General features: G+C 62.7%; 21 protein-coding genes. 12 read left to right on the top strand and 9 right to left on the bottom strand.

Features of this window, described 5'->3' with window-relative positions:
• Nucleotides 1-261 precede the first annotated feature (261 nt).
• From EO094_RS05570 to EO094_RS05555, 4 genes are all read left to right on the top strand, one after another.
• On the top strand, nucleotides 262-747 hold the full coding sequence (locus EO094_RS05570; protein WP_128291258.1) for a putative pterin-binding protein: 486 nt from the start codon (nucleotides 262-264) through the stop codon (nucleotides 745-747).
• Complete coding sequence (locus tag EO094_RS05565) at nucleotides 740-2,485, top strand: sensor histidine kinase (protein WP_128291257.1); 1,746 nt, start codon at nucleotides 740-742, stop codon at nucleotides 2,483-2,485. Before EO094_RS05570 ends, EO094_RS05565 begins: the two co-directional genes overlap by 8 nt.
• Nucleotides 2,485-2,910, top strand: a complete 426-nt coding sequence (locus EO094_RS05560) for a response regulator (RefSeq protein ID WP_128291256.1) — start codon at nucleotides 2,485-2,487, stop codon at nucleotides 2,908-2,910. The genes EO094_RS05565 and EO094_RS05560 overlap by 1 nt, the downstream gene beginning before the upstream one ends.
• Before the next feature lie 341 nt (nucleotides 2,911-3,251).
• Nucleotides 3,252-4,055, top strand: a complete 804-nt coding sequence (locus tag EO094_RS05555) for a response regulator (protein ID WP_246008369.1) — start codon at nucleotides 3,252-3,254, stop codon at nucleotides 4,053-4,055.
• 223 nt (nucleotides 4,056-4,278) lie between these two features.
• Here the strand turns inward: EO094_RS05555 and EO094_RS05550 are convergent, their stop codons facing one another.
• From EO094_RS05550 to EO094_RS05540, 3 genes are all read right to left on the bottom strand, one after another.
• Nucleotides 4,279-4,947 carry a response regulator transcription factor gene (locus EO094_RS05550; protein ID WP_128291255.1) on the bottom strand — a complete coding sequence of 223 codons (669 nt, stop codon included), beginning with the start codon at nucleotides 4,945-4,947 and terminating at the stop codon, nucleotides 4,279-4,281.
• A gap of 21 nt (nucleotides 4,948-4,968) precedes the next feature.
• A complete protein-coding gene (locus tag EO094_RS05545) occupies nucleotides 4,969-5,271 on the bottom strand; it encodes a hypothetical protein (protein WP_164879563.1) in 303 nt (100 codons plus the stop codon).
• Between the two features lie 323 nt (nucleotides 5,272-5,594).
• Complete coding sequence (locus tag EO094_RS05540) at nucleotides 5,595-5,978, bottom strand: response regulator (RefSeq protein WP_128291253.1); 384 nt, start codon at nucleotides 5,976-5,978, stop codon at nucleotides 5,595-5,597.
• A 172-nt stretch (nucleotides 5,979-6,150) separates the two neighbouring features.
• Here EO094_RS05540 and EO094_RS05535 point away from each other — a divergent pair, with 172 nt between their 5' ends.
• From EO094_RS05535 to EO094_RS05525, 3 genes are all read left to right on the top strand, one after another.
• Complete coding sequence (locus tag EO094_RS05535) at nucleotides 6,151-6,837, top strand: protein phosphatase CheZ (RefSeq protein WP_128291252.1); 687 nt, start codon at nucleotides 6,151-6,153, stop codon at nucleotides 6,835-6,837.
• 342 nt (nucleotides 6,838-7,179) lie between these two features.
• Entirely contained in the window at nucleotides 7,180-7,635 is a 456-nt protein-coding gene (locus tag EO094_RS05530; protein WP_128291251.1) for a c-type cytochrome, read from the top strand.
• Between the two features lie 94 nt (nucleotides 7,636-7,729).
• Entirely contained in the window at nucleotides 7,730-8,392 is a 663-nt protein-coding gene (locus EO094_RS05525; protein ID WP_205649827.1) for a cytochrome b/b6 domain-containing protein, read from the top strand.
• Between the two features lie 72 nt (nucleotides 8,393-8,464).
• Here the strand turns inward: EO094_RS05525 and EO094_RS05520 are convergent, their stop codons facing one another.
• The gene (locus tag EO094_RS05520) at nucleotides 8,465-9,073 is read right to left on the bottom strand and encodes a hypothetical protein (protein WP_128291250.1); all 609 of its coding nucleotides are present in this window, start codon (nucleotides 9,071-9,073) and stop codon (nucleotides 8,465-8,467) included.
• Between the two features lie 652 nt (nucleotides 9,074-9,725).
• Here EO094_RS05520 and dhaK point away from each other — a divergent pair.
• The 3 genes from dhaK to ptsP are packed head-to-tail and all read left to right on the top strand — an operon-like array spanning nucleotide 9,726 to nucleotide 13,992.
• The gene (gene dhaK, locus EO094_RS05515) at nucleotides 9,726-10,793 is read left to right on the top strand and encodes a dihydroxyacetone kinase subunit DhaK (RefSeq protein ID WP_128291249.1); all 1,068 of its coding nucleotides are present in this window, start codon (nucleotides 9,726-9,728) and stop codon (nucleotides 10,791-10,793) included.
• 2 nt (nucleotides 10,794-10,795) lie between these two features.
• Entirely contained in the window at nucleotides 10,796-11,455 is a 660-nt protein-coding gene (dhaL, locus tag EO094_RS05510) for a dihydroxyacetone kinase subunit DhaL (protein WP_128291248.1), read from the top strand.
• Entirely contained in the window at nucleotides 11,452-13,992 is a 2,541-nt protein-coding gene (gene ptsP, locus EO094_RS05505; protein WP_128291247.1) for a phosphoenolpyruvate--protein phosphotransferase, read from the top strand. Before dhaL ends, ptsP begins: the two co-directional genes overlap by 4 nt.
• A 174-nt stretch (nucleotides 13,993-14,166) precedes the next feature.
• On the opposite strand, the gene EO094_RS05495 is transcribed toward ptsP, so the two are convergent.
• On the bottom strand, nucleotides 14,167-14,580 hold the full coding sequence (locus EO094_RS05495) for an ASCH domain-containing protein (RefSeq protein WP_128291246.1): 414 nt from the start codon (nucleotides 14,578-14,580) through the stop codon (nucleotides 14,167-14,169).
• A 207-nt stretch (nucleotides 14,581-14,787) separates the two neighbouring features.
• On the opposite strand from EO094_RS05495, the gene EO094_RS05490 reads away from it, so the two are divergent.
• Nucleotides 14,788-15,408, top strand: coding sequence for a hypothetical protein (locus EO094_RS05490; protein WP_128291245.1), 621 nt, complete (start codon nucleotides 14,788-14,790; stop codon nucleotides 15,406-15,408).
• Nucleotides 15,409-15,504: 96 nt separating this feature from the next.
• Nucleotides 15,505-15,876, top strand: a complete 372-nt coding sequence (locus EO094_RS05485; RefSeq protein WP_128291244.1) for a SecDF P1 head subdomain-containing protein — start codon at nucleotides 15,505-15,507, stop codon at nucleotides 15,874-15,876.
• Between the two features lie 13 nt (nucleotides 15,877-15,889).
• Here EO094_RS05485 and EO094_RS18680 read toward each other — a convergent pair whose 3' ends face one another.
• The 4 genes from EO094_RS18680 to EO094_RS05465 form a co-directional block, all read right to left on the bottom strand.
• Entirely contained in the window at nucleotides 15,890-16,201 is a 312-nt protein-coding gene (locus EO094_RS18680) for a GNAT family N-acetyltransferase (RefSeq protein WP_342772732.1), read from the bottom strand.
• Nucleotides 16,185-16,754, bottom strand: coding sequence for a cupredoxin domain-containing protein (locus EO094_RS05475; protein WP_128291242.1), 570 nt, complete (start codon nucleotides 16,752-16,754; stop codon nucleotides 16,185-16,187). The genes EO094_RS18680 and EO094_RS05475 overlap by 17 nt, the downstream gene beginning before the upstream one ends.
• A gap of 205 nt (nucleotides 16,755-16,959) precedes the next feature.
• The gene (locus EO094_RS05470) at nucleotides 16,960-17,778 is read right to left on the bottom strand and encodes a DUF2711 family protein (protein ID WP_128291241.1); all 819 of its coding nucleotides are present in this window, start codon (nucleotides 17,776-17,778) and stop codon (nucleotides 16,960-16,962) included.
• Nucleotides 17,779-18,141: 363 nt separating this feature from the next.
• Complete coding sequence (locus tag EO094_RS05465; protein WP_128291240.1) at nucleotides 18,142-18,786, bottom strand: hypothetical protein; 645 nt, start codon at nucleotides 18,784-18,786, stop codon at nucleotides 18,142-18,144.
• Nucleotides 18,787-18,856 lie beyond the last annotated feature (70 nt).

The raw sequence follows: 18,856 nt of genomic DNA, 5'->3' as shown, positions 1-18,856 counted from the left end.
ATCAAGTGTTTCTGATTTGCTGCGCCAGCTTCGGAAAACTGCAACATAACGCAGGCAAGAAGGACGCAAAGGCCCACGGCCACCCGATAACCGGCGAGAACCACGGCACAGTTAGCAATTTAGAGACGATCTCGTTTTGAATACGATGAAGAGAGTCGAGATATTTTCGAAACTCTATCGCGACAAAACAGCTTTTCGAGTAAACCTAATTTACAAGATTGCACGACAATGAATTCAAGATACAAATCGCCGGCCACCTCAATGTCCCGCCTCACCTTTGTCTTAGCTGCCTTACTTTCGACCATCGCTTGCGGCCCCGTCGCCGCGCAGGAGCTGACGCTGCGTTGGCTCGGTGAAAGCGGCACGGTTCTCGCGGAAAAGCTGATGAGCGTCGAAGACATCGAGGCGCTCCAGCAGCGGGCAATCGTCACCCACACGCCCTGGGACGCGGGAAACCAGACCTTCACCGGCCCGCTCCTCGCCACTCTCGCCGACCTTGCCGGTCTTCCCGTCGTCGAAGCGGCGCTCGTCGCGCTCAACGATTATTCCGCCGAAATCCCGCAATCGGACTGGGCGCTCTACGACGTCATCATGGCCGTGCGCCAGGACGGCCAGGAAATGCGCATCCGCGACAAAGGCCCCTTCCGCATCGTCTATCCCCTCGATGCGTATCCCGAACTCGCAAGCCATCGCTACCAAAGCCGGATGATCTGGCAAATCCGGAGCATCGACTTCCGTGTTGAGTAAGAAGGCAAAGATCGCCCACAAGCTGCTTGCCGGCGCCCTCGTCGTCACGACGCTCGGCCTCTTCATCGCCACCGGCATGCTCTATCTGCGGCAGGCCGAGCAGCGCCAGCTTCTCGCGACCTCCATCCGCAGCTCCGGCTGGATCGCCTATCAGGCGCAGCTCGAATACGTCAAAACCACCGCCACTCTGGACATCGCCCGAGACGACCCCTCCCCCCGCATCATCGATCAGCTCGAACTGCGTCTGGAACTTCTCGCTTCGCGCCTGCCGCTCCTCTATGCCTCGGAAGAAGGTCGCCTGATCGCGGGCATCGATGCATTCGCGCCGGCCCTCAAAGACTACCGGACGCGCATCGAAACATATCTTCGACGCCTCGAAGACCCGCTTCCGCCACCCCCCAAAAGCGGCCGCCTCATCTCGCAATGGCGCAGTGAACTCGTCCCGCTCGGGCGCAATCTGCAAACCATCCTGGAAGCGGCCGTCGTCGACAATGACGAGATCAACCGCCGCGAAGCTGCGCTCTCCAAAGAGACGGCTGCGCTTCCCCTCGCCTTGATGTTCATCAGCGGCGGCGGCCTTGTCTTGCTTCTGTTCGTCCAGGCACGACGCGACCGCCGGCGTCTTCACGACGTCCTGGAGGCGCGGCGCGCCCAGATCGAGGTGGAAACCAGCTTCGAAAAGACCATGCAGGCGATGCCTTTCGTGGCCTTGATCTTCGATCCGGACACCCACGAAGTGAAATTCGCCAATGACGAAGCGATCGAGCTCGTCGGCGCCTCGCTCGCCCACCCGGATTGGACCCGCCTCATCCGCTCCGCCATCGACGTGTCCAAGACGTCCGATCAGGGCGACACCCGCACCACCATTTTGAGCTTCGGGCGCCGCGACGGCGAGATCAGCTCGTTGCGCGGCACCATTTCGCCCGCGCGCTGGCGCGGCCGGCGCCTGCGCATGCTGGCCCTCGCCGACGTCACCAAATTGCGCGATGCTGAACTCAAGGTCATGCAGGCGGCGAAGCTTGCGACGCTTGGCGAAATGGCGACCGCCATCGCCCATGAAACCAACCAGCCTCTCGCCGTCATCAGGCTCGCCATCGCCAATGCCCGCCGCCTCTTGGAGCATGGCGAGACCGGCGAGGCCCTTGCCGCCAAACTCACCCGCATCAGCGATCAGGTGGAGCGGGTGAAGCGCATCACCGACCAGGTCCGCCGCTATGGGCGCCTCACCTCGCAGCAATGCGAGCCGTTCGCGCTTCACGACGCTGTTCAACTCGCCATCGGCTTCGTCGCCGAGCAATATCGCGCCGCAGGCATCCGCCTCGATATCGACCTCGATTTCGCCACCGATCTCGCCGTCGCCGGCGAACAGACGATGTTCGAGCAGGTCATCGTCAACATTCTGGTGAATGCGCGCGATGCCCTCGATGCGCTTCACGATCGCGACACCGATCGAACGCCGGTTCTCCAGGTGCGCGGATGGATGAAGAGCGGCTCGGTCGTCCTGGAACTCGAAGACAATGGCGGCGGCATTCCCGAGGAGATCATCGCGCATCTCTTCGATCCCTTCGTGACGACGAAACCCGTCGGCAAAGGCACCGGCCTCGGTCTTTCCATGGCGCGCAACATCGTGCGCGACATGAACGGCGACATCGCCGCCCGCAACGTCAGATCCGGCGCATGTTTCACCATCCGCCTGCCCGTAGCATCTCAGACGCTATCGCTTGAAGAAGCCGCCTGATGCCACCTCGCTCAATTTTGATCTGCGAGGACGAGCACGAGCTTGCGGCCGAAATCGCGGAATTCCTGGAAGCCGAACACTGGCGACCAACGTTGTGCGCAAGCGTTTCGCAGGCACACGCTCTGCTTGTGCAGGGACTTGCGCCCGACTGCCTGTTGACCGATCTGCGTCTTGGCGACAGGAGCGGCCTCGACCTCATTGGACGCGCCCGCCAGCTTCCGAAACCGCTGCGTCCGCAGGTTCTAGCCCTCATCACCGGTGAGGCGACGGACGTCGCGCTGGGCGAACCCTTCGGTCCCGACGTCCTCTTCTTCAAGCCCGTCGATCCGTTCGAAATGCTGGCGGATCTCCAGGCGCGGTTCGTGGATTGCAAAATCATCCGCTGGCCGCTCTCCGCGGCCCGACGGAATGCAGCTTCGCGTTGAAGCCCTCTTGCCCCTGTCGCCCAAAGCTGAGAAACTTGGACCAATGCAACAAAAGGACGCACAACGCCCTTTAATTGCTTCAGACCCTGTCTCAAATATCAGGAGGCAGAATGCCTTCGGGCAAGAATGATGCGGACCTTCAGGCTGTTTACACGATGCGGACCAACAGATTAAGTCCCCCTTGGGGGCGCTCGGGCTATGGCGGGCCGATATCGGCCGGACGGCGCGATGGGTGTATCGTCAACAAAGACTTAGCAAGCTTCGCGCGTTTCAGATCAATTGACTAAACCCCGTCTTAGGAAGTGCCTCTCAATCTCCGCCGTGAAACGGGAGGAGGCATCGTGAGGTATCAACACGATATGGATACCAAGGAACCTGGTGCCAGAACCAATTCCCCGCCGCAGATTCTTCTCGTCGACGACGATGTCGATATTCTTGATGAGCTGGCCGAAGGCCTGACCGCGCTTGACCTGCCGCCGCTGAAGGCGAGCACCGCCGTCGAAGCTCTGGCGATCGTACAGCGCAACCCAGGTTTGCGCGTCATCGTCACCGATTTGCAGATGCCGCAGATCGATGGAATCGAACTTTTGCAGAAACTGACGGCAAGGCGGAACAGCCGGCCGCTCACGGCCGTGGTCATGACGGGCAACGCCTCGCTCGACCGCGCCGTCGCGGCGCTGCGTCTCAATGCCGTCGATTTTCTTCAAAAGCCGGTTTCCGCGGAAGAGGTGGCGATCGCCATCCGCCGGGCCCTCGACCTCACCGGCCGCGCGAGACCGGAACCGTCCCAGTCGGCGACGGAATCCGATTATCTTCGCGCCCTGGTCGCAGCACGCACCGATCGCGACGCGATCTTCAAGGCGAAGCTCTTCTCCGATCCCGCCTGGGATATGATGCTTGATCTCGCCGTCGCGGAAGCCACCGGTCGCTTCGTCTCCGTCACGAGCCTGTGTCTCGCCTCCGGCGTCGCCACGACCACGGCGCTGCGCCGCATCGATGAATTGCAGGAGGCGGATCTCATCATGCGCTTCCCTGACGAGACCGACCGTCGTCGTACCCTCGTCCGCCTGACCGAAACCGGTCTTGAGCGCATGCATGCTTTTGTCGAGCGTCAGGCCGCTCGTCTGGGCCTCAAGGTCGGCTGAGCCGCCTCAGGCTCCCCAATCGATTTTGGGGCCTTCTTTCGGGGCCGCCCTCTGTGGCCTCTCCCGGAGGCCTCTCTCGGGGGGCCTCTCTCGGGGGCCACGCTCAGAGCCCATCCCGGGGCCCGGCCCGGGTTCTTGGCCGAGCCTGTTGCCGCATCTCTTCGCGGCGATCCGAGGCTCGTTGCCCGGGTCTCTGCCTTCCTTGGGAAAAGTCCGCCGCCGCTCAGGCGACGAACTGGTAGCCGAGATAGCGCTTCGCATCGATCACCTCGAAGCCGAGGCGCAGGCGGAGCTTCTTGCGGAGCTTGCTGATGTGGCCTTCCACCACCGTCTCGTCGACGTCGTCGTTGAAGACGCCGTAGATGGCGTTGAAGATCTGCGTCTTGGTCACGCGGCGCATGCGGTTCTTCGCCAGATATTCGAGAATGTGGCGCTCGCGGCGCGGCAGGGCGAGCGGCTCGCCGTCGACTTCCGGGTCGCGGCCGTCGAAGAAGATCTTCAGCCGGTCGCTCTCAACTTCCTGCTTCGGGCCATTCATGCGCCGCCACACGGCGTCGGAGCGCGCCACGATCTCTTTCACATGGATCGGCTTGCGCACCACGTCGTCGATGCCCGCCGTGAAGAGCTCCAGCGTCTGCTCCAGAGAGCGCACGTCGCTCAGGGCGATGATCGGGGCCCGCGAATGGCTGCGGATGAGGTTCGGATAGTTGGGCCGCTCGGCGAAGTCGCCGAGGAGGAAGCCCTGCACCGCCGAGAGATCCCGATCAGCGGCCGTCGTCAGCCATTCCTGGAACTCTTCGGAGTCGAAACCGACGGCGGAAAGCCCTTCGCGGCTGAACATGGACGTGAAACCGGCAGCAACCTCTGCCCGGGGATCAACAACGACGTACATCTCGCACCCTCGGTATTTAAATTAAAATTTTTCGTATTCCGCAGTATTGCTTGCTGGAGAACTGCGGCTCCGATGGGTTTGGAAGTACCGATCAACTTCATTCCACTCAATCAGAACTGAATCCGTTGCCGGAGACGTTTCGCTCCAAATTGCTGGATAATGAAAGGTTATCGTTTCGCAGCCGAAAAACCCGCGGATTTCTGCGGTTTTGGAGAGGACGTTAGCCTCACGCAGAACGAAATTAGCGCGAAAGGACACCATTTGAGGCGTCCCGAGGGCCGGATTGTTGCCGATGCGCCACGGTTTTTTGGCCAAAAGAGCCATCGATCGCGCCCGATCGCCCCGGAAGCGGGGCAATTGCATTGTCTTTTGGACTCAAAAAGGAACGATCTGGGGGAACCCGAAGCTCACAAAGGCGTGAAGGAGAGGATGCGGGCCCGAAGCGGGCGGCCGGCAGAGGGGGAGAGAGTAAAGAAAGGTTTGCTTGGGAGAGGCGCGCGGCTGCCGAAGCAGCCGCGCGGACGACCGCGAGAGTGAGAGGAGCGGCGGCCGTTGAGAGGGTTGCGCCGAAAGCCTCCGAAAGGACAATCCGGAAGCTCAACAGGCGCGGCGGCCCGTACCTTGAAGGTCAGGCCTGCCGAAAGTGATCAGTTCTCGAAGACGGCTTCGATCTTGCCCTTCAGCGTCTGCGCATTGAACGGCTTCACGATATAATTGCTCACGCCTTCTTTCTTGGCGGCGATGACGTTTTCCGACTTCGCCTCGGCAGTGACCATGATGAACGGTGTGGCGTTCAGCTTGTCGTCGGCACGCACCTGCTTCAGAAGCTCGTAACCGGTCATCGGCTCCATGTTCCAGTCAGAGATGACCAGACCATATTCGCGCTCCTTCATCTTGTTGAGCGCCTCGCTGCCATCGGCCGCTTCGTCGATATCTTCGAAGCCGAGCTGCTTTAACAGGTTCTTAATGATCCGGATCATCGTCTTGTAATCGTCGACGACAAGGATCGGCATAGAAAGGTTCAACGACATTCGCCGCGCTCCATATAGAATCTAGACTGCACCGCTATCTCCGGCGGGATCGAGGTGTGTTTAAATTGAACTGACTTGCGCCAGGCTTGCGCCGCAAACCCCCGCTATCTTTTCTCTTTTCAGGCCTTCGAATATACAGTCGCCACTTTCTTTGATGGGATAGGGTTCACGTATGTCCGCAAAGCGCGCCACCGCGAAAAAGGATGTGACCGAGCAGGAAGCTTGGGCACAGCACGCCACAGAGCAGCTCAGCCTGGCACTTCGCCTCGATAAGATTTTCACCGAGCTTTCCGAGCTTCGGCAGATCGCCGGCAAGCAGGATGAGGTCGTCGCCGATCAGCAGAAGCTGTGGCTTGGCGTCGAGTCCATTCAGCACGCCATCCGCGATACCCGCGGCGAAATCGCGTCGATTCACGCCAAGGCTGTCGATTCCAAGCAGTTCAACCGCGCTGCCGACGAGCTTGATGCCGTCGTCGCCGACACGGAGGGCGCCACTGAGACGATCCTCACCTCCGCCGAAGAGATCGACGACATCGCCAGAAAGCTCGGCAAGACGCTCGGTGATGACGAGCGCGCCCAGCTGCAGGCGATCAACGAGCGTTGCATCGCCATCTTCGAGGCGTGCAACTTTCAGGACATCACCGGCCAGCGCATCTCCAAGGTCGTCAACCTCCTGCAATTCATCGAAAGCCGCATCGATAAGATGCTGAAGATCTGGTCCGGCGAGGCCACGGCTTTCGAGCAGCATGCCGAGGACGAGCCGGAGGAAGAGGGCGACGAGGCTCTCCTCAACGGTCCGGCGCTCAAGAGCGACGAAAACGTCGTCTCCCAGGACGACATCGATTCCCTCTTCAACTGACATCTTCCCCGGGCCGAAAGCACTGCGACCGTCCGGGGAAGCCGCCACAAAAGCCGCCTGAAAGATCTTCGGGCAGCCACCTTTGAGCCTTCGCACACGCCCGCCTCGCGCGGGCGTTTTCTTTTGGCGCATCACGGATTCCGCACAACTTCGTGAGCGGCGACGGAGACTTCCGCAGAGAACCGCCGTTTCCGGGCCTACGCCTTTCGTGGGGTGTCCCGGTGTCGCATTCCGGTCCGGATATGTATTGGCAAAACCGGCCCGGCGGGGACGGGGCACCTCCGCGGAATTCGCAGCTTTGCGAACTCGCACCTGAATGAAAATCACCCGAAGGATATTATGATGCGCAGACTTCTCCTTTCCCTCGCCGTCCTTGCCGCTCCGAGCCTGGCACTCGCCCAGTCGCCGCAGGATGTGGCCGAGGCCCGGATCGGCTATTTCCGCCTGCTCGGTCTTGAGATGCACGACCTCGCCGCCATGGCGAAGGGCGAAAAGGACTATGACGCCGAGGCCGCAAAAACCCATGCCGCGAACCTCGAGGCGCTGACGCATTATTCGATGGCCGGCCTCCTCGCCCCCGGCACCTCCAATGCCGATCTGCCCGGCAAGACCCGCGCTCTGCCGGCGATCTGGGACAACATGGACGGCCTGCAGGAAAAGGCCGAGGCCTATGTCGCCGCCGTCCAGAACCTCAACACCGTCGCCGGTGAAGGCCTCGACCAGCTGCGTCCGGCCGTCGGCAAGCTCGGCGGCGCCTGCAAATCCTGCCACGACGATTTCCGCGCCAAGGATTTCTGAGCCGGAATTTGAAGCCTGGGATGCCTGGTCCGGAGCGCTTCTGGACCAGGCGATCCTCGAACCCGAGGAACGAGAAACCCAAGGGATCTGAAAAATGTCGACAATGAGCGAACCGGGCCGGGGTCCAGTCCCCCGCCCCTCCGGCGACATCCCGCATCAGACCAAAAACTCCGATCACGCGCCTTTGCAGGCGGGCGAGGAGATCCGCGTCTGGGATCCGGTGGTGCGCATCTTTCATTGGGCCCTGGTCGTGGCCTTCGCGGCCGCCTGGGGGCTCGGCAAGTTCGGCCCGGATGAGATGACCCTGCATTTTTATGCGGGCTACACGGTGGCGGCTCTCGTCGTCATCCGCATCGTCTGGGGTTTTGTCGGGTCCGCCAATGCGCGCTTTGTGAACTTCGTCAAAGGCCCGCGCAAAATCCTGCATTACGCCCGCCACTTCGCCTCGCGCGAACCGTCGAACTGCCCCGGGCACAACCCTGTCGGCGCGCTGTTCATCGTCGGCGTTCTGATCGTGCTCGCCATGCAGATCGGCACCGGCCTCCTGGCCGATCCGGAGGATTACATCAACGCCGGACCGCTCGCCAAATACGTCTCCATCGAGACGGCGCGGCAGGCGCTCTCATGGCACGAACCCCTGTCGACGCTGCTCCTGATCATGGTGGGCGTCCACATCGCCTCGATCGCCTTCTACAAGCTCTACAAGCATGAAGACCTGATCACGCCGATGTTCACCGGCCGCAAGAAAGGCCTGTGAGAAACCCGGTCCGCGGGCTCCCCCCCGCGGGCCGTCTCGCCGGATGGTATCTCGCACCTCCCGTGAGCGGCCTCACGCACAGGCCTCGACATAGGCGAGATACGGCATCACGCCGATATGAAACAGTTTCACCTTCCCGTCCCGGCCGATCTCGAAGCGCAGCGCCGAACTGCCGCTCTCGGCGTTCGGCGCGGTCAGATATTTGGCCGGCGCCTCTTCATATTTGTGCGGCTCCTCGCGGAAGCCGCCGAACCAGCTCCGCACCTCCGTCTCGCTGGAGCCGACACCCACACCCTCGGCCAGCTTGACGTCTGAGCGCTGCCCGATGGTGATGCGCTGCACCTTGCCGTCGGCAACGATCGCATAGACGCCGGGATAATCGGGCGAACTCACCGTGCGGCAGGCATCGCTCGTCTGCGCCCCCCGCTCCGCGAAGCTTCCCCCCTCCGGCACCGCCTCGCCGATCCTGAGATCGCCGAGCCCCTCGAGCCCAATCACGTTTCTGGACGCGGGGGCCGACCCGGCCTCGGGCGATGCCACAGGTGCCGATGCGGACGACGCCGCAGGTGCGCTCGTCTCCGAAGCCCCGTTCGCCGCCTGCTGATCTGCGTCCGGAGAGCAGGCTGCGAGGGCGACGAGGAGGGCGAGAGGAAGAAGGGGAAGAGAAAGAAAGCGTGTCATCGCACCAGAACGCCCCTGGCGCCGCGAGGTTTCCAGGCCACGGCGCGCTGTCGCGCACATGCCCGCGAAGTCGCCGAAGCGCCCCCGAGATGTCCAATTGATTTCAATCAATTACACCTTGCCGCGGGTTTTGCATGACTATATGACAGTTACGAAGGTCTATTACGCTAGGTGCATGCGCATGACATCTCAATCTCCACGGGAAAATTGATGTCGTCGTAGAGAATAGGCGTATGGTGTCGGGATCTATACTTGAAAAAGTAAGTTCAGAGGGCGCAAAGCCCCCGATATCGACGCTATTTTTTGGAAAATCCGGCGCCAGACCCGCCATTCTCATTTCCCCCACAGCTATCATTTCCCGGATTGCCGGTCCCGCGCCGGACCGCACATCCCGGCGCCCGACCGCAGCTTCCTGTCCGCCCGCACCCTTTCCGCTGCATATGAAGGCGAGACGCAGCGCGGGTCTTCGAAACGCCCTCTCCTCCCCTATCTTCATCTCGGACCCCACGACCGGCCGCGGCGCACCCGCCGCGCGTCATGAAGGCCGTTCCATGCCGAGAGGCAGATGCTGCGCCATGGCCCGAGGCCCGGCGCAGAGGCGCGATATCTCAGCGCCACCCAAGCTCCCCACTCCTGAAAAGGAAGACAAGCCGTGAAGAAGTTGATCAACAACGCCGAAGACGTGACGCTGGAACAGCTCAAGGGGTTCGGCCTCGCGCATCCTGAGATCGAGGTCCATTTCGACCCGAATTACGTCGCCGTCGCCGGCGGCGTCCAGAACCGGGTGGCCGTCGTCTCCGGCGGCGGCGCCGGTCACGAGCCGCTTCACGGCGGTTATGTCGGCATGGGCATGCTCGATGCGGCCTGCCCCGGCCAGACCTTCACCTCGCCGACCCCCGATCAGATGTATGAAGCCGGCAAGGCCGTGAACGGCGGCAAGGGCATCCTGCAGATCATCAAGAACTACACCGGCGACGTGCTGAACTTCCGCATGGCCGCCGACCTCCTGCGCGACGAGGGCATCGAAGTCCGCAACGTCGTCATCGACGACGATGTCGCTTTGAAGGATTCGCTCTACACCGCCGGCCGCCGCGGCCTCGGCACCACCGTCATCGCTGAAAAGGTCTGCGGCGCCGCCTCCCAGGAAGGCTACGACCTCGACCAGCTCGCCGCCCTCTGCAAGAAGGTCAACATCCACGGCAAGAGCATGGGCATGGCGCTCACCCCCTGCACCACGCCGCAGAACGGCACACCGAGCTTCGAACTCGCCGACAACGAGATGGAAATCGGCATCGGCATTCACGGCGAGCCCGGAACCGAGCGCATGCCGGTGAAGAGCGCCGACGAGATCACCGAAATCCTCGCCACCCGGATTCTGGAAGACGGCGCCTACACCCGCGAGCTCACCGAATGGGATTCTGAGAAGGGCGATTGGGTCGATGTCGAAGTGAAGGACATCACCTTCCAGTCCGGCGACGAGGTGATCGCCATCGTCAACAGCATGGGCGCGACGCCGATCTCGGAGCTCTACACGGTCTATGCCAAGCTCGCCGAAGTCGCCGAAAAGCACGGCGTGAAGATCGTCCGCAAGCTCATCGGCCATTACATCACCTCTCTCGAAATGGCGGGCGTCTCCATCACGCTGGTAAAGGCCGACGAGGAGATCCTGCGTCTTTACGATGCGCCGGTGAACACACCGGCTCTGCGTTGGGGTGTGTGACCATGAGCGAGACCACGAACAGCGAGGCGGCCGTTTCGGCCGCCGCCATCCGCCTCTGGCTCCAGAAGAGCGCCGAGGTGCTCGCCGAAAAGCGCGCCTACCTCACCGAGCTCGATTCCCCGATCGGCGATGCCGATCACGGCAACAACATGGACCGCGGCTTCAAGGCCGTCGTTGCGACGCTCTCCGACAAGGAAGATGTCGGCGCCGTCCTAAAGGCCGTCGCCATGACGCTGATCTCCAAGGTCGGCGGCGCCTCCGGGCCGCTCTACGGCACCTTCTTCCTCGACGCCGGCAAACCCTTTGCGGGCAAGGCCGAACTTGAGCCGGCCGATCTCGTGACGATGTTCGAAGACGGCATCGCCGGGGTGAAAAAACGCGGCCGCGCCGAACCCGGCATGAAGACCATGCTCGATGCGCAGATCCCGGCCGCCGAAGCGCTGAAGGCCGCGGTCGCCGAGGGCAAGAGCGCCGCCGAAGCGCTCAAAGCCGCCGCCGACGCCGCCGAAGAAGGCATGAAGGCGACGATCCCGATGCAGGCCCAGCGCGGCCGCGCGAGCTATCTTGGCGAACGCAGCATCGACCATCAGGATCCGGGGGCGACCTCGAGCTACCTGATCATCCGTGCGCTCGCCGATGCGGTCGCCGAGACGTCGCAATGATCGGCATCGTCGTCGTCTCGCACAGCGCCAGGCTTGCCGAGGGCGTGAAGGAACTCGCCGATGGAATGACCCAGGTCGAGATCCCGATCGCCGCGGCCGGCGGCGTCGATGATCCGGAAAACCCTCTGGGCACGGATGGCATCCGTGTCCTGGAGGCGATCCACGAGGTCATGTCGGATGAAGGCGTCCTGATCTTTGCCGATCTCGGCTCGGCAAAGCTCAGCGCCGACATGGCGATCGACCTCCTGGAGCCCGAAGAACAGGAAAAGGTGAAGTTCTGCGACGCGCCGCTGGTGGAAGGCGTCCTCGCCGCAGCCGTGCAGATCGCCTCCGGCGGCAAGCTCGCCGACGTCATGCGCGAGGCCCAGGAGGCCGGCGCGGTCGCCGCCCCCGAGGAGGACTCAGAAGACACCGGCGCCGCTGCGCCAAAAGACGACAGCGACGCCAAGGCCGAGGAATTCGTCATCCGCAACCGGCATGGCCTCCATGCCCGCCCGGCCTCGCTGCTCGTTCAGACGATGAACGGCTTTGACGGCGACATCCGTCTGGAAAACCTCACCAAGGGCAAGAAGCCGGTCAACGCCAAGAGCATCAATGGCATCATGCTCTCGGCCGTCACCGGCAATGACCGCATCCGCCTCACCGCTGCGCCGGACGAGGCAGACGCGGTCTTTTCCGCCATGCGCCGCCTCGTCGAGGACAATTTCGGCGAAGACGACGCGATACCGGCGGAGGCACCCGCACCTTCAAAGCCGGCCCCGTCCAAGGCTCAGGCCGCCTCTTCTCCCGGCACGTCGGAGGCACCGGAGGCAACCGACACTTTGACCGGCATCACCATCGCGCCCGGCTTCGCCCTCGGCCCGCTCCATCATGTCCGCCAGGAAATGCCGAAGATCGAGGCGGCCAAAATCGATGATCCCGACGCCGAAATCGCGCGTTTCGACAAGGCGCTGCAAGATGCGGAAGCGGAGATCGGGGCCGCCATGCAGGCGATGGGCGAAGGCCTGAGCGACTATGATCGCCAGATCTTTTCCGCCCACATCACCTATCTCCACGACCCGGAAATCACCGGCGGCGTGCGCGAGCGCATCCGCTCCGAAAAGCTCGGCGCGGCCGCAATCTGGCAGGAGACGATGTCGGAGCTCGCCGACACCTATTCCGGGCTCGAAGACAAGCTCCTGCAGGGCCGGGCCGCCGATATCGTCGATGTCGGCCAGCGCGTCCTGCGCTTTCTCATTGGAGACGAGGCGGCATCCGCCCTCCCCGACGAGCCAGCCATTCTGGCGTTTCACGAACTGCGCCCCTCCGACGTCCTTCGCCTCGCCGACACGTCGGTTCTCGGCATCTGTTCGGCGGTCGGCGGCGAAACCTCTCATGCCGGCATTTTGGCGAGCAATCTGTCGATCCCCGTCGTCTTCTCCCTCGGCGAGGGGCTGAACGGCGTGAAAGACGGACAGAAAGTCCTGCTCGACGGCGGCAAGGCCCGTCTCGATCTTGCGCCCGATCCGGATGATATCGCCAGGATGGAGCGCGACCGCGCCGCCTTCGAAGCTCTTCGCGCCGAAGCGGAAGCGGCCAAAGACCTCGCGGCCGAAACCAAAGACCGCCACCTCGTGCGTGCCGCCGCCAACATGGCCGCGCTCGAAGAGCTCGCCGCCGTCGCCGACAGCGGCGCGGAAGAAATCGGCCTGATGCGCACCGAATTCCTCTTCATGGACCGCGATGCGGCGCCGGACGAGGACGAGCAGACGGAGATCTACAAGCGCATCATCGCCGGTCTGAAGGGCAAACCCCTCACCGTGCGCACCATGGATATCGGCGGCGACAAGCCGGTCGCCTATATGGACCGCCCGGCGGAGGAAAACCCCAATCTCGGCTGGCGTGGCCTGCGCTACAGTCTGGACGAGACGGCGCTCTTCGACACCCAGCTCGCGGCAATCCTCAGGGCGAGCACCGAGGGTCCCGTGCGCATCATGTTCCCGATGGTTTCAACCCTTGAGGAGCTGCGGGCCGCAAAAGATCGGCTGCAAGCTGTCAAAGACAGGCTCGGCGAGGCCGGCCAGCCCTTCGACGACAAGCTCGAAATCGGCATCATGATCGAGGTGCCGGCCGCCGCCGAAATGGCCGACCTCCTCGCCCCGGAAGTCGATTTCTTCAGCATCGGCACCAACGACCTCACGCAATATATGATGGCGGCCGACCGGGCGAACCCGAAGGTGCAGAAGCTCTCCGATCCGCTGCAGCCGGCGGTCCTGCGCATGGTCGCCCGCGCGATCGCAGCCGCCCACGAGGCCGGCATCTGGATCGGCATGTGCGGGGCGATGGCCGGCAACCGCCTCGCCGCCCCGGTCCTGCTCGGTCTCGGGCTCGACGAGTTCAGCATGAAGCCCGTCGATATCGGCACCTTCAAGCTCACCGTCCGCCGCCTCGCAAAGCCCGCCTGCGAAGATCTCGCAGCCGAAGTGCTGAAGCTCGACGGTGCAGAAGCCGTCCGCAAACGCGTCGCGGCCTTCCTGGACGAGATCGAGACGGACTGAAAACCTGGCCTGGGCTGGGCTTAGGCCAGGCCACAGGCGGGCCTGAGCCCCCCCGAAGACAAACCCGCCGGCGCCTCACCCCTTCATCAGGATGGCGCCGGCGATCACGTCGAAAAGGTGATCGGCCCGCGCCCGAAGCGCCGGCTGATCCCGCAGCACCGCCCGGGCTCGCTTTCAGCCCAGATCTTCAATGAGAACGAACCGCTCCCAGAGGATCGGCAGCTCCGGCGAAAACCCGCCATTGCGTTCAAAATAGCCGCGATGGCCCGCGCGCCATCCCTCCAGGCTGTCGTCCTCGCCCTCGGCGAGCGCCATCGCCTCCGTCACCTCGTCGAAGCGGCATTCCACCAATTCGACGGTCTCGATGACGAGCGCCGGCGTGTCGTCCCAGTTGAGCGCGATGTCCCGCCGCCCGATGGCGGGCATCGGCTCGCCAGCCTCAAAGTCCCGCAGCGCGCCGCAGGTCGCCACCTTCCTGCCGGCCCGCACCAGCGCAAGAAGGGTGTCGCACAACGCGGCGCTGTCGCCGAACTTGAACGTCTCCGCGCCCGGATAACGCCGCTTCAGCGCCGCCAACTCCTCAGACATCAGCGCATTCCCTCTTGCCCAACAGGCTTTGCCGCATACGGCACATCCGACCCCATGCGTATCGCTTCGCCATATAACCGAGTCGCGAACTTGACGTTTTAGGACAGAAAACCGAGACCCCTCACTGGCGCCCCCTCTTCGGACAGCAGGAAGGAAACCATGCCCCAGCCAAAGCAGCCGTTTGTTTCGTGGGGAGCCGCTTTGTTTGTGGCGATACCCGCGGCCCTCTTCGCAATCCAGGCACAAGCCGCCGAGGCGAAGCCGTTCGATGCGGCGAAGGCGTTCTGCGAGCGGCAGACTTTCGTCCTGGAACGCATCGAGGAGGTCGGCCCGTGGCTCGACTATTTCAGCGGCCTGCGCAATGGCCGCTCGCCCGTGCCGGATGCGAATTGCCCGAGCTCCACGGTCCGCGCCATCCTCAACATCGTCACCAGCAGCACCCTTGAGATCGCCGAAGCGCAACGATCCGCTCTCTTCAGCTTCTACGTCTCAAGATCCATGGAGCCGGAACTGGGCGATCGAATTGTCGATCCCGACGGCTCCTTTCGCTATCGCGGCGACGTCGTGCTGATGAGCTTCGTCTGGCTGCTTTGCCCCGGGCATGGAGAGGAAAGGCTTTCCTGCGTGACGGGCGCCATCGAAGACTTTCCCACCCAGTTCGTAGAAACGAGCCCGGTCTTTTGCGACTTCGCGGCGCTCGACAAGGCGAAGGTCGAATGGCCTCCCAATCGAGAGGTACGTCCCCTGGTCTGCGCAGCCGGCGGAACCTCGCAATCCGCCAACCCCGAAGCATGGCTGAGGCGGGCCGGAATCATCCTCGGAGACTAGGCGGACGCATTGATCGTGCCGGCGCCTCCGATGGCCGCCATATATGCGCCGCCCGCTTGCGCAGTCTCATGTCTGACGATCGAACCCGGAAAACCCATGCGGATACGACACATCTTCGCCGCCGCCCTCCTGGCCGGCCTTCTCCCGACGCACGCCCTGGCGGACACGCTCGCGCTGTCGCTGGCAGAGGCCCAGACCGTGTTCAACGAGGCGAGCCGGCAATGGGAGGTCGTCATCCGTCTCGACGATGACAGCGCGAAAGCCTTCGCCCGGTTCACGCAGGCGCATCAGCAACAAAAGATCGCCGTCATGGTCGACGGCAAGGTGCTCGTCACGCCGATGATCCGCTCACCGATCTACGGCGGCCCTCTCCCGATCGGCGGCTCGGACAGCCAGGCCAAGAGCCAGGATCTGGCCGAGCGATTGCAAAGCGGCCGCTCCATCCTCACCGTCGCCCCTGCAGAATAGCCACCGCCACGCCCTACTTGCCAGCGACCGCCGAGAGAATGGCGAACGACACAGATGATTCCAGGATGAGGTAACCCTGCCCATCGGAGCTGCCCTCACCAACTTCGATGAAGCCGCGCGCACGATAGAAAGCGAGCGCCTCGGCGTTCGCAGACACGCATTTGAGCCGGTAGCGAGCCACCTCCCAGCCCGGCAACGCGGACAGCAGCGCCCGACCGATGCCCCGCCCTGTCTCTCGCGGGTCGACATGCAGGTGGTGGATGAAATTGCCTGGCTCCCAAACCGAGACAAATCCGACGGGTCGGCCTTCATCGAGGGCAAACAGTTGCCACTCGTTTTCCGTCTTGCGGATTGAACGCTTGTTTGTCCGCGACGAAGCGCAAGCGCACGGCTCTCTTTGTATCCTCCGGATCCGTCTGAAGGGTCCCATCGATCTCACCCGGCTGCGAAGGAGATTTGACGAGGAGTTCGTTCACGCGACCCGGAACAAGGTCGACCGGCCCCGCATAACCTGGCACGTCAAAGCTGTAGATGGCGTCCGATGACGTAAAGAGCAGACGCACAACTTCGCCCGCCGGAAGAGTGATCACGTTTTCCGCAGAGCATTCGACCGAATGATCGTCAGAAGCGCCTTCGCCAGAGAAACGGTATTCGACGGAAAGAGCGCCGTCGCTGGCCCTCAAGAATACGGTGAGATGCTCCTCGGTCGGCGGGGCCGAAAGAAGCTCGCCGGCAGCATTGCAGTTTTCCTGCGCCAAGGCGGGCAGTCCGGCGCAGAGCTCCTGCGGCGTCATCGTCTCCTGGGCAAACGACGAACAGACGGGCTCCGCAAGCATCATCAGGGCGAGGACAGAAAAAAGCCTGCGATTGGCGATCATTCGTCATACTCCATCGAGAGCCACCACCTCGTTTCGAGCTCCCACGATAACGCGTCCGCGGCCAATCGGGCCCACGATCTCCAACCATCCACCACCGATCGCCCGCAGACACGACGACGCGGCACCATCGCAGACGTGACGCCGTTCGGGTCCCCGCCGGGCCGCTATTATCCAGCCGATCTGAAAAGGCCGATTGGCTTGCGATCTATTCCGCAAGCGGGATGCAGGGCTGTGTCAGCCAGTAAGTCTCCGTTTCGTCGGAACACCAAAATCCCTCAAATAGCCCGGCGATTTCGAGCTCTTGGAACGTCTCGGCTTTCCCTAGGATCAGAGTGTAAAAGCTATCCCAGTGGACCCATGCGAGAAGCGATCGATCGGGAGCGATAAGGCGCTTCACGCCATATTGTGGAAGTTCGGCCATGGCATCCCACAAATCACCTTGTTCCAACAGACCAGCGTCAACCAGGCGCTCGTCCTCACCGAACTCATCTCCCACGATCACCCGGTCGTGACCGGTTCGTCTGAATAGGCTGGCGAGGCTGGCTTGCATCAGCGGCTCGAAACGCCCTTCGTTCGGCGGAAATATGCGATGCAGAGAGCAGTAAGACGCCAGCCGGTCGGACTTGGCTGCGTCCGCGAGATCATCTCTGAGACCGTCGATGCTCGTACGAAGGGCCTGATCCAGTTCGCAGTGGTCGGCAAAACCAGCCTGCCGGCAGATCGTTTGCCAGCCGATCTGAAGCCCATTCCGCTTTGCCGCGCGATCGACCTCTTCGGGATCGACGTCCTTGCCGACACGTCGTTTGGCCTCCTCGTCGTCGCCCCACTCCAACAGACCGAGCCCGTTAGGCAGAGCTGCCCGCGAGAGGATGAGCGTACCGTATTCGCAGATCGTCGGGTCCAGCCCATCTACAGTGAAAAATGGATGGAGGGCGACAAAGCCATGCGTGTATGCGCCACCAAACCAAGGCAGGATTGGCGTGTCATCCGGCGGCCCAAATCTATATCGATCGACTGCATCCACGCCTCATTTTAAGCACGAACCGTTGCGAGGCCAGCCTCCGCGCTTCAGGCGACAAGAGCGCGCCACCAATGACGATTGCGCGCGCTCCGAAAGAAATGTTGGAAATCCGCCGCCCGTGAATCGCGGCAGCAATGCCCCATCTCGGTCGTTGCGACAGTCAAATCTGCTGCTTGAAAACGGACAACCGTTAGGAAAGAAGTGCCAGGAGAGGCATTATGGACCTCTCCGGGCGGATGGAACCAGTCTTTCGCGAGACCGCAGATCGACGGCTGATACCTTGCGGATGTTCAGTCGAACTCATCCAAGGCCATTGAAGTATCACAACCTCAATCGCGTCCGATCGGATTATCCCATGCTCGCCGGTTAGGGCTGCCAATCCGGCTTATCTAGCCAGACGGAGAGCGGGATCGCCTGTTTCGCGTTGCCCGAAACCTTTTCGCGCATGGATCGGACCGCAGCTTTACGGTCATCGATGAGGTTTGGAGTGTCGTCGGAGAAGTTCCGGCCCAGGATCTCGACGCGCACGAGGTAACGCGTCGGCGTGTTCTCCGGCAAGGGTTGGCCTACGGCCATCGGCGGAATCGAATACCCCGCAGGGCCATCGCCGTAGTTGCGCACGACCACCGATGCGTAGGTGCCTGTATCGCCGCAGACGGTGAATCTTGCGAGCGTGTGGCGGTGGCCCATGACGTTCGCGATACGGGCCGCATCGAAGTCCGGACGATGGTACGTCCGCTCCCAGCTGGCGGCCATCATCTTCTCCATGATCTCCTCGGCCATCGCGCGCGCCTCCTCGAAAGAGAGTGGCTCCATCGGCAGGGTCGCGGAAACGCCGGAGATCCACAGCCCGACGTAATCGACAGCCACCATGCGTCCCGCAGGCAAGATCACGGGCGGGCATTCGCCATCTTCGTAACGCAGGACATATCCGTCCGGCCCCTCAGTCGCCGCGGCGGGGGCCTCGAAGAAAAATGTGCCGATGTCCTCCCGTCCGCCGTCATGCCCCATATAAGGTGGCTCCCCGATGTGCTGGTGAAACGAAACGACGTCCCCGAGCAGAGTAACCGGCAAGGACTTC

Source organism: Afifella aestuarii (genome assembly GCF_004023665.1).
Lineage (GTDB): Bacteria > Pseudomonadota > Alphaproteobacteria > Rhizobiales > Afifellaceae > Afifella > Afifella aestuarii.
This window is presented reverse-complemented; position numbering and strand designations above follow the sequence as displayed.